At 34.8% G+C, this 13757-nt stretch carries 12 protein-coding genes; 5 read left to right on the top strand and 7 right to left on the bottom strand.

The genetic code is table 11. From position 1 onward, the window contains the following. Positions 1 to 693, bottom strand: a 693-nt coding sequence (locus NZ579_05510) for a hypothetical protein (protein ID MCS7299396.1), incomplete at its 3' end; no start/stop codon positions are given. Positions 694 to 1022: 329 nt separating this feature from the next. Between NZ579_05510 and NZ579_05505 the strand changes: the two genes are divergently transcribed. From NZ579_05505 to NZ579_05495, 3 genes are read left to right on the top strand one after another with little or no spacing between them, the layout of a single operon-like run. Continuing rightward, positions 1023 to 1895, top strand: coding sequence for an HDOD domain-containing protein (locus tag NZ579_05505; GenBank protein ID MCS7299395.1), 873 nt, complete (start codon positions 1023 to 1025; stop codon positions 1893 to 1895). Next, positions 1882 to 2961, top strand: a complete 1080-nt coding sequence (gene pheA / locus NZ579_05500; protein MCS7299394.1) for a prephenate dehydratase — start codon at positions 1882 to 1884, stop codon at positions 2959 to 2961. Before NZ579_05505 ends, pheA begins: the two co-directional genes overlap by 14 nt. A 4-nt stretch (positions 2962 to 2965) precedes the next feature. Continuing rightward, a complete protein-coding gene (locus tag NZ579_05495; GenBank protein ID MCS7299393.1) occupies positions 2966 to 3901 on the top strand; it encodes a phosphoribosylaminoimidazolesuccinocarboxamide synthase in 936 nt (311 codons plus the stop codon). Here the strand turns inward: NZ579_05495 and NZ579_05490 are convergent. Together NZ579_05490 and NZ579_05485 are read right to left on the bottom strand one after the other, a co-directional pair. Further along, complete coding sequence (locus NZ579_05490) at positions 3894 to 5636, bottom strand: DUF5312 domain-containing protein (GenBank protein MCS7299392.1); 1743 nt, start codon at positions 5634 to 5636, stop codon at positions 3894 to 3896. The two genes, NZ579_05495 and NZ579_05490, sit on opposite strands and share 8 nt — an antisense overlap. Before the next feature lie 16 nt (positions 5637 to 5652). Beyond that, positions 5653 to 6078 carry an NUDIX hydrolase gene (locus NZ579_05485; protein MCS7299391.1) on the bottom strand — a complete coding sequence of 142 codons (426 nt, stop codon included), beginning with the start codon at positions 6076 to 6078 and terminating at the stop codon, positions 5653 to 5655. 237 nt (positions 6079 to 6315) lie between these two features. On the opposite strand from NZ579_05485, the gene NZ579_05480 reads away from it, so the two are divergent. Together NZ579_05480 and NZ579_05475 are read left to right on the top strand one after the other, a co-directional pair. Then, positions 6316 to 8442: a sugar ABC transporter permease gene (locus tag NZ579_05480; GenBank protein MCS7299390.1), complete on the top strand. Its 2127-nt coding sequence runs from the start codon at positions 6316 to 6318 to the stop codon at positions 8440 to 8442. A gap of 14 nt (positions 8443 to 8456) precedes the next feature. Continuing rightward, the gene (locus tag NZ579_05475; GenBank protein ID MCS7299389.1) at positions 8457 to 9290 is read left to right on the top strand and encodes a carbohydrate ABC transporter permease; all 834 of its coding nucleotides are present in this window, start codon (positions 8457 to 8459) and stop codon (positions 9288 to 9290) included. A gap of 283 nt (positions 9291 to 9573) precedes the next feature. Here the strand turns inward: NZ579_05475 and NZ579_05470 are convergent, their stop codons facing one another. The 4 genes from NZ579_05470 to NZ579_05455 form a co-directional block, all read right to left on the bottom strand. Beyond that, positions 9574 to 11148 (bottom strand): NAD(P)H-hydrate dehydratase, encoded by a 1575-nt coding sequence (locus NZ579_05470; protein ID MCS7299388.1) that lies wholly within the window; start codon positions 11146 to 11148, stop codon positions 9574 to 9576. A gap of 9 nt (positions 11149 to 11157) precedes the next feature. Next, positions 11158 to 11493, bottom strand: coding sequence for a hypothetical protein (locus NZ579_05465; protein MCS7299387.1), 336 nt, complete (start codon positions 11491 to 11493; stop codon positions 11158 to 11160). A gap of 79 nt (positions 11494 to 11572) precedes the next feature. Further along, positions 11573 to 12649 carry a hypothetical protein gene (locus tag NZ579_05460; GenBank protein MCS7299386.1) on the bottom strand — a complete coding sequence of 359 codons (1077 nt, stop codon included), beginning with the start codon at positions 12647 to 12649 and terminating at the stop codon, positions 11573 to 11575. 17 nt (positions 12650 to 12666) lie between these two features. Next, on the bottom strand, positions 12667 to 13722 hold the full coding sequence (locus tag NZ579_05455; protein ID MCS7299385.1) for a polyprenyl synthetase family protein: 1056 nt from the start codon (positions 13720 to 13722) through the stop codon (positions 12667 to 12669). Positions 13723 to 13757 lie beyond the last annotated feature (35 nt).

Raw genomic sequence — 13757 nt, 5'->3', positions numbered from 1 at the left:
ATACACATCCTCAATAGACACACCACTTTCAGCTAATTCGTCTATAACCTCAACAAAATTTGTTGAATACCGTCCTTGCTTTGGAAAAACAGCACTGTAGAAATCAATATTTGCTCCTATGAATACACTTCTCAACCACGCTCTGTTGTATATCTCCGGATGCACACGAACCCCAATTACTCCCTTCTTAAGTTTGAAAACATATATAGCATCGGAGTGATCGGCATCTAAGTAATAAGTACTTTCGCCAACCTTCAAATCCAGTTTGCTAAGAAACTCCAGAAATTCATCATCCTGATATGATGGGTCCTTTGAGTAAATCTTACTACCGTCCCAGTAGAATACCGAAGCAATAAACTCGTTGAATTCTTCAGGCTTTTTAGTATTCCATATATCATAATATTCAGCAAAGCCTATCAGTGTTGGTTCAATAACATCCATAAAGTATTCATATTCATTTATATTCCTTTTCAGAATCTCCTCACCGTAGGCTCTAATAGCCTCTACCTCGTAGTCATAATAGTCATCTTTGAACCCTTTGTTAATAACTTTTAGCATATTTACAGTGTAAGTTTGAACTAACGAGTATATTGAGTTTATAACGAAATAAGATACTACAAGAGAAATTCCAAATATAACTACTGAAATGATGATAGCACTCTTTAAAGCAAAACCAATCCTAAATCTCTTCATACACTATTCCTCCAAGTATCCATATAATAAACTAAAGATTTTAGCCTTTTCTACTTCTAAACCATACAGAGCATAGTCTGAATATCCTAAATACTAGCGCTATTAACTAAAATTTTCAAGGACAGATCCTGACCAGATAGAACACAACTAAAGCTAAGATACTAAAAGATTATCTCAAAAATCAGGTTCTTATACCAGAGACAGAATTCAGAAGCGCAGGTAAAAACTGATCTATCACCTTTAAAACAACTACACAAAGATCTAGACCTTACTGTCTTCTAGGCTCTAATGTTTGAATTCAAAGCATTATTACAAATATCATTTTAATTATGGAAGAGGAACAACTACTCAAGTGGAACAAGATAATAGAGAAGACACCACCACTACCTTTTGTAGTTAATACACTCCTAAACGAATTGGACAACCCTGATGTAGACATAAAGAAGATAGAGGAGATTATAGAGAAGGATACCTTACTCGTAACGAAGGTTTTAAGGATGGCAAACTCTGCATACTATGGCTTTCCTAGAAGTATAGCAACAGTTAAAGAAGCGATAATAGTTCTTGGCTTCAATACCATAAGAAGTATAGTGCTTGCTATATCTATAAAATCAGTAATGAATGTTGATGTCTCTGGATATTGGATGGGTTCAATGAAGGGGCTTTGGGAACATTCACTGCTTACTGCTGGAGGGGCAAGAGTAATAGCAAAGAAACTTAAATTACAAGACCCTGAAAGATACTTTGTAGCAGGATTGCTACACGATATTGGTAAAATAATTCTAAGCAGCATAGCAAAGGAATACAAGGTTCAATTCCTAAAGAATTTTCTCTTCTACAACAAAACTATATCTCAAAGCGAAGAAGAGATAATAGGTATATCCCACAATATGGTAGGATACCTTCTAGCAAATTACTGGAACCTACCGCAGTTCATAGCAGAAGTTATACTCTACCACGATGACCCATCCAAAGCTCCTGAAATCATCAGAAAAGATATAACTGTAGTATCTGCTGCTAATGAACTATCGTATAACTTTATACCCGAAAACCTAATTGAAATAGGTGTTAGCGACAAAAAGAATAAAAAAGCAGAAGAATATCTATCTTACCTATCAATCTTAAATGAAAGAGACAGTATTCTAGGAGCTATGAAGAAGTTTATTCAAGTTTCAGTCGGAGGTTACGATGAACAGTATTGATAAACTTAGAAAAGAAATTGAAGAGATTGATGAAAAGATTCTCAACCTAATAAATGAAAGAGTCAAAATAGCGATTCAGATAGGCGAGGAGAAAAAAAGAAACAAGATAGGTATTTACGACCCTGTTAGAGAAAGTGAGGTTATAGAGAGAATTAGAAATATGTCAATAAATGTTGGGTTACCATACGAATACATTGAGGATATTTTCCTGCTTATAATGTCAATGACTAGGAACGTTCAAGGCAAGTTAAAAATTGCTCTTCTTGGTCCTGAGGGAACATTTTCGGAAATAGCGGTAGTGAAGAGATTTGGCTACGATGTTGATAAGATATACACTAACAGCATACCTGACATATTTAGAGAAGTATCAAAGGGCAAGGTTGACATAGGGATAGTTCCGATAGAAAACTCTTACAGCGGTGTAGTAGCACAAACACTTGATAGTTTCGTTGACTCACACCTCAAAATAATGGGGGAACTATTCCTCAGGGTTCATCATTCACTTCTATCTGGGGAAAATAGCATTGAGAATGTTAAGAGAGTTTATTCACACCAGCAAGCACTGAGTCAGTGTAAGGATTGGATTGAGAACAACTTACAAGGGGTTGAGATTATTGAAACGAGTAGCACTGCAGAAGCGTCTCGTATCGCATCAACAGAACCATACTCCGCATCAATAGGTAATGAAATCTTGTCTAGAAAATACAACCTTAACATACTCGCAAAGAACATTGAAGATGACCCTATGAATACAACTAGATTTTGGATAATAGGTGAGAATGAAATTTCCAAAACAAACAATGACAAAACAACCATACTATGCTATATCAAAGACAAGCCCGGAGCATTGTTTGACATAATAAAACCTTTCAAAGATCTGAATGTTAATATGACAAAGATAGAGTCAAGGCCATCAAGAATAAAACTCTGGGACTACTTATTCTTCATAGACTTTGAAGGACACATACAGGATGATAAAATCAAACGACTACTAGAAGAGATTGAAAAGAAGTCATCTCTCGTTAAAATCTTGGGATCTTATCCAAAAGGTATAGTATTGGAGTAAGTTTATGAATGAAGTTTATAACTTTAGAAAGTTCCTAGAAGAGAACCTATCAAACCTAAAGGAAGTAAAACCTCTGTATTTCACTAACTTCAACAAATTAAAACTTCTAAAGAGAGGAAAAGTTAGAGATATATACGAGATTGGAGATTATCTTTTGATCGTTTCAACGGATAGAATATCTGCGTTTGATGTTATACTTCCTACACCTATTCCCCTAAAAGGAATGATACTAAATATGATGTCTTATTTCTGGTTTGATAAGTTCAAGGATTTGGTTGAAAACCATGTTGTTTCAGTTAATCCAGAAGATTATCCCGAAGAATGTAGAGAATATCTTAATCTACTGAGATATAGAAGTATGCTTGTTAGGAAGATGAATGTATATAAGATTGAGTGTATAGTTAGGGGATACTTGGCTGGTTCTGGATACGAAGAGTATATCAAAAACAACTCAATATGTGGGATCAAGTTGCCAGAAGGACTTAAAATGTCATCAAAGCTTCCAGAGCCTATTTTTACTCCTTCAACTAAATCAGATGTAGGTCATGATATAAACATATCTATTGATCAAGCAAGAGAGATAGTAGGAGATATGATTCAAGAGATACGACATAAGAGTATTGAGATATTTAAAATCGCTTCAGAGAACCTTGAAAGCAAAGGAATACTCCTCTGTGATACCAAATTTGAGTTCGGGTTTGATAAAAAATCTAAACTAGTTCTAATTGATGAAGTTCTAACACCAGACTCTTCTAGATTCTGGCTTAAAGAAACATACAGAGAGGGAGTCCCGCAAGAGAGTCATGATAAACAGTTTGTGAGAGACTATCTAAAAACTCTCGTTTGGGACAAATCATATCCAGGACCTGACTTACCAGAGAACATTGTTTTTGAAACTGCCAAAAGATACATATCTATCTTTCTCAAAATAACTAATTAGAGTAGTATGACAATATATCAAGAGCAACTAGCATAACTTCTACCCCTTTCTTTATATTATCCATAAGAGTCCTATTATATATACCCTTAATAGTTTTTGCGTTGAGTAGGTATTCCGGCGAAAGTGAGTTATAGTCTTCTAAAATCAATTTTAAGTTCTTACTAAGTTGATTAAAGTAGTCATTGTATTTTAAAACGATACTTCCTGCCAAATTGTTTAGAACAGATACTTTTTGTTGCAGTGATTTTTTTGAATTTTCTGACTTTATGTAGTTAAAGTCTTCCAAAAACTTACTTATTACTCCATAGTGATCTCCACCTTTTGATGTTTGCTTTACAAAGTTTGATATATCCTTCTCACTCTCCTCTATTGACTGAAACACAGAGGATAGCAAATTCTTGTAATATCTATCTTTGAAGATACCATTCACTATAATATCATTCACAGATTCTCTAAATCCCTTCTTCCAGAAGTAGTAAAAGAAAGTATATACAATCTCAAAAGATATGGTATGTGTAAAATAATTTAGTTTGTGCGACATAAGTATCTTACTAGTCTCCTCAGTGTATATCGTTAGCATATTCCCTTTGACTTCATCATACTTCACTCCTATGGTATTATAGAATATTTCCATCTTCTGAGATATAACTTCTTTGAGTATCTTTGTAGCAAGACCCTTATTTTTACTAATTACAACCTCCTTGTATATGTTAAGTAAAGAATATTCTGGTATCATAAAAATAGGATAATAGTCGGGATCATCCTTAAGAATACAAATAACATTAACTAAATCCATTTTTTCAATAATCTCACCAACCTTATCTAGATTTTCTTTAGATAACATAGATGAGATACGAGAAAAATTATTGTAATCATAGGAAGGCTCTTTATCAATCAGCTCTTCTAAATACTTTTTAAGTGCTATTATCACATCAACCATCATAGGCGTTATATCAGTTTCGGAAAGTATGTTTGATAACTTCTCAAGTTCAGATGTAAAGACATAGTCAGGAGTAGCATTCATTGTAATTCTACCTTTTTCATCCATAAACTGCTTAAGTATCCTTTTGAAGTTAACCTGCTCAACCAACTCTTTAAACACAAGCAGCCTACTGTAGACCCTATTGGCTCTATTTACCATTACTGGGTCAATACTTTCTAGACTGGTTTGAACTTCAGTTTCTATCTTATCATAGATTTTCTTGATGGACTTATACTCAGATATTATTGATTTTACATCACTTATTCCTATTATTGGTCTTGAATTCGTCAATATCTCAAATAGGTATTCAGCGCAGGTCTTTATTTCTAACACTGAAGAATTGTCCCACACATTTGGATTAAATATGGTCATATCAAGAACCTCTTTTACCAAAGATATGGTTTCGTAAAGTTCATAGAGATACCTAGCAAATTGAGGGTAAAGTTCCTTTGTGTAAGGGTTCATAATTCTAGGGGTATTGCCAGAGACCTTTCTCTTTATTATCCTCAACCTTTTGTTTCTGACATACTTCTCGTATGATGACAACCCAAGCAAAGATAGTATGAATATTAGCAGATTGTCCCAAAACGACAAATACACTTGATTAGAAGTAGTTTGTCTGATAGTAGTCTCTTTAGGTTTATCGCTAACTTTCATCTCCTTGATAGACTCTTCCATTTTTCTTCTAAGCTCCTCCCTTTCATCTGGAGACATACTTTTTATTTCCCTATCAATCCTCTGAGAAGTCTTCATAGGTATTCAAGAATCCTTAATCTACCCTCAAAAACTCACCTATTGCTTCTTTTATCAAATCTTTTAGATAGTCAGCAGAAGGATAAACCAATATCTTATCTAAATCTCTAATTGATATGAAATCAAAACCTTTTATTATTCCATCATTCTCTGACAATTTTATATCGCTCAAATCTGCAACTACATAATAGTAAATGTCAATAACATGCCTATCACCTTCAGGGGGGATAAAATCCCTTATACCAACATATTTGACAGAATACACATTACTAATATCAAGTTCTTCTTTCAATTCCCTAAGAAGAGCGTCTACTAACCTCTCTCCATACTCCACCCCACCTCCAGGTAAAACATAGTATTCCTTATTATTCTTGGAATGCTTAACCAAGAGTAATGCTCCTTTATCATTAAAGATAACCGCTTGAACTCTTATCCTTATCATCTATATACCCTAGAAAAATTCTTCTAGATTATAAAGTCATCTAATTTTTCATTTCAATCTCCAGGAGAACGCTTTAGGAATAAAAATTTTTTGTTTTTGGTGTTTTTACTACACCTGCGGAGAGGTCTCATCAGAGACAAGTATTCATACACATTAAACACACTTTCCGAATCTCCTCCATAATTTGTTGAATTCAACTCAACCATCTTTGATAATTCATGCCAAAGGTATTGAAGTATGAAATTCTTTGTTAAGAGATATGATTTTTCTTTAGGTAAGAGATTTTTTGTCGCTGGTCTTACAGGTTTTCTACTCCTATTCACACTTCTAGGTATCCACCTTTCAATACTTACTAATGCTATTGAAAATTTTAAGACGGAAATGGCTGTATCCATCTTTATAAATACTTCCAAGTTAGTCTATGACAAATTTGGAGCGGGAGTTGGTGAAGAAAGACAAACTGGTAAATCCTGGCTTTCAATACTTGATGAGGAATCAACTCCAAGCTTAGGGTTTGATTTGTTTGCCGATAAATCCTACGAGGAGACTGGTAAAAAACAGATAAAAGATAAGTCAGAACAAAAATCTCAAAACAAGATGGATGACTTTTCAAAATTGACTGAGGAAATTATAAGGGAGTATGGTCTTCCACAAAGTGAGGAAGAACTTGAGACGAAGAACTTATGGGTTGTTGATGTTATATATGGTGAGAAGTTGATTTCATCTTCGGATCCTGAAGCATTAGCAAACGGAACAATGTCCATAAATAACCTATTCAGAGTTAAGAAGGACTCAACAGAGAATAATTTTGTAGTTGAGGAGAGAAGAAGAGAGTTTTTTGTGGGATACGATAAGGTGATAAAGGGCTTCACTTTCAAAGATAGTGATCTGACGGTCGGTGTTGGGTATATAGAAAAACCTGCTAAAATACCTTTTGTCGCTCTAATTGTGTTCCTTGTAATCTCTGTGTTGATATCCTTGCCGTTCATACTTTTAAAGTTTTTACCTGATAAATTCAGGTTATATGTGGGTTTAGCGATTTTTGTTATCGTAGGTGTCCTAGTTTGGTCGTTTTATTCGTCTTCTATTGACATAATGGTTGATGAAAGTATATCCTATCCATCCAAGATTGCAAAGGATATTTTTACAAAACTTCAGGATAGGGGCTTTGGAATTACAGCTCCAGAATATTTTGAGAGCATTTCCAAGCCTGTTGGAGATATACAATCTCTAGGTTTTATAGAAAAGGACGGTGAATATGTAATATCGTCACAGTCAAGGGATTTTTATATAAGTTTCTTCAAGAATACTTTTAATGTGTTTTTTATAGTAATACTGCTTATTGGAGTTGGTGTCTTCTACTATTCTGCTAAGGGAGGACTTGAGCGATGGTTGAACGCATTGTATAACTATAGTGTTATTTATACATTCGTTATCTTTGCTTTGCTGCTCGTAGTCGTGCTGATAGGAATTCCTTTCCTATTCACTATAATAATGAGTTTTACCTCGCTTTCTAGATATCTTTCTGATCTTAATCTCGCAAGACAGTATGTTGGGTTTTTGAATTATAACGAGATCCTAAACTTTAACCATATACTTGCTAGAGTTGGTTTTGAGTGGGCTCAACAGAGTATTGAACAATCAAAGTTTTTTGTAAGAAACTTTGGTAGTTTCTACGATGTGTTCGTGAATAACTTTGTCTATACTGCAGTATCCGTCGCCATACAACTCGTGTTAGGTATCACATTCGCGGTAATACTAAATGACAATAAAGTAAAACTAAGAGGTGTTTATCAAGTTCTTCTTATACTTCCTTGGGTTATACCAACCTATATAAGTGCTTTGCTATGGAGGGAAGCACTCGGTCAGTATGGTCTATTCAAACAATTCTTTGATACGATAGGGCTTGAAGGGTTTAATATATATGCTAATAGCAACGTTTATTTTTTATCAATTTGCTTTGTTAGTGCTTGGTATGCGTTTCCTTTTATAATGATAGTGGCTTTGAGTGGGCTTCAAGGCATATCTGACTCAGTTAAGGATGCCGCTCTAATAGATGGTGCTAACTGGTTTACAAGACTTTTCTCAATCTATCTCCCACTAATAAGACCAACACTTCTACCTTCTGTTCTACTATCATCAATTTGGACATTCAATAATTTCAACATAGTGTTCCTCTTTACTGGTGGCGATGATAGATATGACATACTGATAACAAGAATATACGATTTCGTATCTAGACCTGACTTGAGGGTATTCACATTCGGATACGCTGCTGCGTATTCTGTCCTAGTTTTCTTGATACTGCTCATATACATTCTTGCTTTTGCGAGAGTAACTAGATTAACTGAAAAAACTTACTAGTCTGGAGGTTCTGTATGAGAAACATTAATTATGTCTTATTACAAGCACTTTTGGTTGTTTCAGTAATTGTTCTTCTTTTGCCTGTTATCTGGGTAGTCATTATATCTTTCTACTCAAAGGACATAATAAGACAGATATTTTCAGAAATTCTTAGGGGAAACTTCCATCTAGAGTCTCTTACACTCGGCAACTACATTTATATTCTTAGTGATCCTAACTTTCTGAGGTGGATACTGAATAGTGCTATAGTAGCAGGATCTGTTGCTTTTGTAAGCACTTTCATAGGGTTTATGGCAGGATATGGCATATCAAGGTATAATTTCCCTGGGAAGCGACCGTTTCTTATATCGCTTCTTACAACGCAACTCTTTCCAATAGCAATGATGATAGTTCCATTTCTAGTGATTGCTTCCATACTTGGAATTATTGGGACTCTGCATGGACTATCACTAGCATACCTAGCAACAACCTTACCTTTCTCTATATGGATACTCAAGGGTTTCTTTGACACAGTCCCTCAAGATATGGAAGAAGCCGCAGAAGTGGATGGTGCGAACCTACTACAGTTGATATCTTATGTTCTAATACCTATATCAAGACCTGCTCTAGCAACATCATTCATCTTCTCATTCGTTACTTGCTGGAATGAGTATGCGATAGCATTTATATTTCTTTCAGATGTTGCTCTATACACTCTCCCACCAGGTATAAGGTCAATGCTTCAAAATAACGATCTTCCAGGATTTTCTGCAGCGGTAGTTCTGGTCTCCATACCAGTAGTCATACTGTTTATGTACATAAGAAAGGAGTTGGTTGAAAGCGTAACACTCGGTGCTGTCAAGGAGTAGTAAAAAGTAAAGTTTTCTCATCTCCTAGAAAGATAAGTTTGAATTGCATAAGAAGGCTTTCTAATTAATAAATTCCATTCTCCGTTAGACTAGAAGGTAAGTTTCCAGACTTTTTGATTACTCATCACTTTGTCTCAGATAGTATCCTTAAGTCACAAAATTTCACTTCATAGTGGGTTTTTAAGTGCTTGAAAAAACTATACCTAACTGTGAATTTTAGTCTTTATTGTTGTAAGTTGATATCAGAGTAATTCATCTGGAAATACCTAATAGAAAATTGTCTTCAAAGTGCTTCAATAATATCAATCGGTGTAGGGTAAAACATATCTTTTTCAAACCTTTTTGATGCCTCTCCTAACATATACACTCCTGCTTTTACTCCTTCCTTGATGTCTTTTAGGAAGGCAATATTACCTCCTATTAGACCTGCTAGAATATCACCAGTTCCTGCTCTCGCTAAAACAGGTGTATTCAAATTAGAGATCCAAACATCACCATCATAGAAGAATAGATAATTCACATTGTCCTTGAGAACAAGATTAATTCCAAAATCTTCAGAGAATTTTTTACCTACAGAAAATGGTCGTTCCTTAACATCGTCTAAAGAAAATCCAGACAATCTTGAAAATTCAAGAAGATGAGGTGTCAATATGACTCTATGTTTATCCTTCATAGACTTTAGAATACCAACATCCTTTGAGAGTAAGTTTATTCCATCAGCATCTATTACTAATATGTTGTTAGTGCTAGTAAGTATTGTTTTTAAAAACGCTAGGGTTTTTTCATTCTGACCAAGACCATTACCTATTATCAAAACATCACTATCTTTGATTACTTCCTGATCTAGTATGAACCTAGCATCACCCTCCGAGAAATATCCCCTATCCCCTGATGGAACTGGAATTGAAACGACATCTGGGCAGGCAACCTTCATAGTTTGGTTAAACTTTTCCAAAACGAATGCTATAATGTATCCAACAGCAGTTTTACTAGCAGACTTTGAGACAAGTATTGATGCACCAAAATATTTATCGCTACCACCTATCACTATAACTCTACCATTACTACCTTTGTTGCTTGATACATCTCGCTTTAGTATTCTAACATCGCTAGATGTAAGGTAAAAAGTATTATGTTCTACAAGTGTGTCAATGAAATCAGCACTCAAGCCTAGAGTAGATACTGTAATATTACCTGTGAATCTCTTCACTTCGGGTAGGAACATCCCAGCCTTGATAGAGAAAAAAGTTATCGTGTAGTCGGCATTCACAACAGTATTGTTTGACAAAACATCTCCTTTGTCAAAGGAAGAGATAAAACCAGAAGGTAAGTCAATACTAAGTATTTTGATTCTATGCTTCCTTAAAGCATTTATTGATTGAACGACCAAAGCGATATCCTCTCTTAATGGTGGTCTAATACCTATACCTAGAAGAGCATCAATTATAATAACTTCGTCGGAAGTAAAGTTTTTCAAGTATTCGTCTAACTGGGTTTTAAAACCTTCCAAATCTGAAGATGGATTTAGTAGATGTATGTTATTTGTCAGTTTTGATAGAATTTCGTAGTTTTTCTTTGTTGAAGGAGTGAATTTTTGAGTATCACCTATTATCAATACATACACTTCGTTTGTGTGTTTGAGTAATTTTCTCGCTACTACAAGTCCATCACCGCCGTTGTTGCCAACTCCACAGATTATTATAAATCTTGATTGGTTAATCTTATCATCAAGAATAGACTTTATAAGTTCATAAGTATCGTTCCCCGCATTTTCCATCAGAAGTATTTCATCAATGCCGTAGGTTGCTGAGAGTTTTCTATCAACTCCTTTTGCGTCTTCAGGAGAAAGAATTTTCATTTCAAGGTATTATAACTTGCCTTCACTTGATATTCTTGCGGCAAGGTCATCAACCTTTTGGACTACATCAGGGTTAGGATTGATTGAAAATGATGTCTGATACGCAGTTATAGCACTTTCAAGCCTATCCATCCTTTGATAGGTATCACCTACTCTTTCAAATGTTGAAGCCATGTTCCGCATCTCTTCACTGTTTTGTTGTCTAAAGTTTATATCAACTATAACTTCTCTTGTTTCTTGGGGTTGAGGTTGTCTGTTATTTGTCTCTCTCCTATTATTTGGCTCGGGAACAAGGTTAGATACAATATTTGAGTTTATGTTAGGAGATAAATTTACTCTCTCCATACTCCCAATTATATTATAATCAACTACTAACCGATTTTCAAGAAAAGGGTAGTATAATTAACTAAACTCTTTGACTTCTTCAGGAAATACCTTTCAATAAATCACCTTTAACGGTTCTCCTAACTGTTTCAAACAATACGACTAGAAAGACTATGAATGTAAGGATATTCAAAACCAGTAGAATATTCATAAACACGGTTGATGCTTGTTGAGATGAGACATTTGCCATACCAAGGGTTCCGAACCCCATTGCGACTAATGGAAATACGAAAGCCCACCAACTCAAAGCAAATTTTATTCTGTTTTCTAGTATTAACTTGAAGAGTGTTATAGTAGATACGATTAGCCACCATACTCCAAAGGACCAGAAAAGTATTGAAAACATAACTAGTATTCCTATTGATGAACTTCCGAAAAGTGATATCATCTTAACAAAGATTGAGGACATTATTCCAAGTGGTGCGAGTTGAATAAATGTTGTAGGAGCAAGATTATTGTAAGGTACCTCACTGAGTATATACCTATACATAACTATGCTACCTATGAAAACATACATAAACAATCCAATAGCGAGACAGAAGAGAGATAACCAAAACAAGATTTCCCCAAGAGAAGGATTATTTTGAAATATACCAAGTAGTTCAAAACCTACTCTTGTTGATATTACATGAGCAACTGGTGGTATGAACCATCCAAAATTAGGATGTGTTATTTCAACCTTGTTATTGAAGAAAAGATTTATCACAGCAATAACGCCAAAGAGTATCACGAGTGAAGTTCCAACTCCAAATACTACTAAAGATATCGTTGAAATGAGTTCCTTGAAAGGTAGATGTTCTTGAAAGACAATCATTCCAAAGGATATTAAAACTAAAGATATCGGCATTGTTGAGAAGAAGCTACCTTGAATAGGGTTATTGAGACTCTCCTTGACCCTGTCCCATGCTATTACAAACCTGAGTAGCCATGGTATAAGAAGTAGCACAAAAAAGAATATTGATAGCAAGAATAGTGTATATCCAACCCAGTAAAACCAACTCACAACTTCTGATGAATAGTGCAGTGATACTCCTAGTCCAGATATGCTCATCACCATAGCATACCAAGATGGTGGAAAGTTCTCAACGATGCGCTTAAATGTTATCTTATCATCCATATATATCCTCCCTGACCTTATCTATCTCTACTTAAATTATAGTCAATGAACTGATAAAAGTATCCTTTATATTCGTCAGATATTTGCAGTTCAGAAACCTTGTTTTTGACGATTATGGAATACTCTTTAACTTTTTCTCCGACTATATCAAAAACATTGTATTTTCTACATAGATCTATGACATAATCTATCTCTTTATCTGTTATATGATGGTTACCAAATATTCTTAGCAGTGATTGTCTTTCATCGTTAGTTGCCGAGTTAATAAGAATGTTGTAGAAAATAGTTTTCTTGTTTTCTTTTATATCAGAACCTCGTGGTTTTCCTGTTAGAGATGAATCTCCTGTAAGCCCAATCTTATCGTCTTGAATCTGGAATATTATGCCAAGGTATTCGCCAATTTCTTCTATCTTGTGTATTGTTTCATCATCCACTTCGGATATTATAGCACCTAAAGCAAAAGGTAATGAGAAGGAATACCTTGCAGTTTTGTATCTGTATATTGATATTATTTCATCCTCGGATGGTATGTCTTTTAATCCTGATGTCATGACATCCTTCATCTGTCCTATCCCTACTATGGCCATCTCCTCACCGAATTTGAGTATCAACCTATCTAGAATATGTTTTCTACTTATCTTACCAAGTGATATGAACGCAAGTGAGAATGCCAAATTCCCCGCACATATCCCCATAGCCTCACCGATATGATAACTATTATCAACGTTTCTTTCGTCGGAAAGTTTCTTGTATTGGTAGAATATTGTATCCATACCACGCCTTTGTGTATCCTCATCCATAATATCATCGTGTATCAACAATCCTGATTGGAGTAGTTCAACAGTGATAGCACACTTCAAAGCATCTTGCAAGTATTTGTTAGAGAACATCTTTTCAGATAGTATCACCATAGCACCCCGTAGCATCTTCCCTGATATGACAAACTTGTGTAGCCTTTCAATAGCATCCTCAAACCAAAAATCTTTTATAATTGGTTTTGACCTTAGTGTATCAAAAAATATCTCAATTTCTGATATGATTGCTTTTCTATACTCGTTAAGTATGTTAAGCATAGTTTCGGTAGATTATAAATAGTATCAGATTTAGA

This window comes from Spirochaetota bacterium (assembly GCA_025061835.1).
Lineage (GTDB): Bacteria > Spirochaetota > Brevinematia > DTOW01 > DTOW01 > SKYB106.
This window is presented reverse-complemented; position numbering and strand designations above follow the sequence as displayed.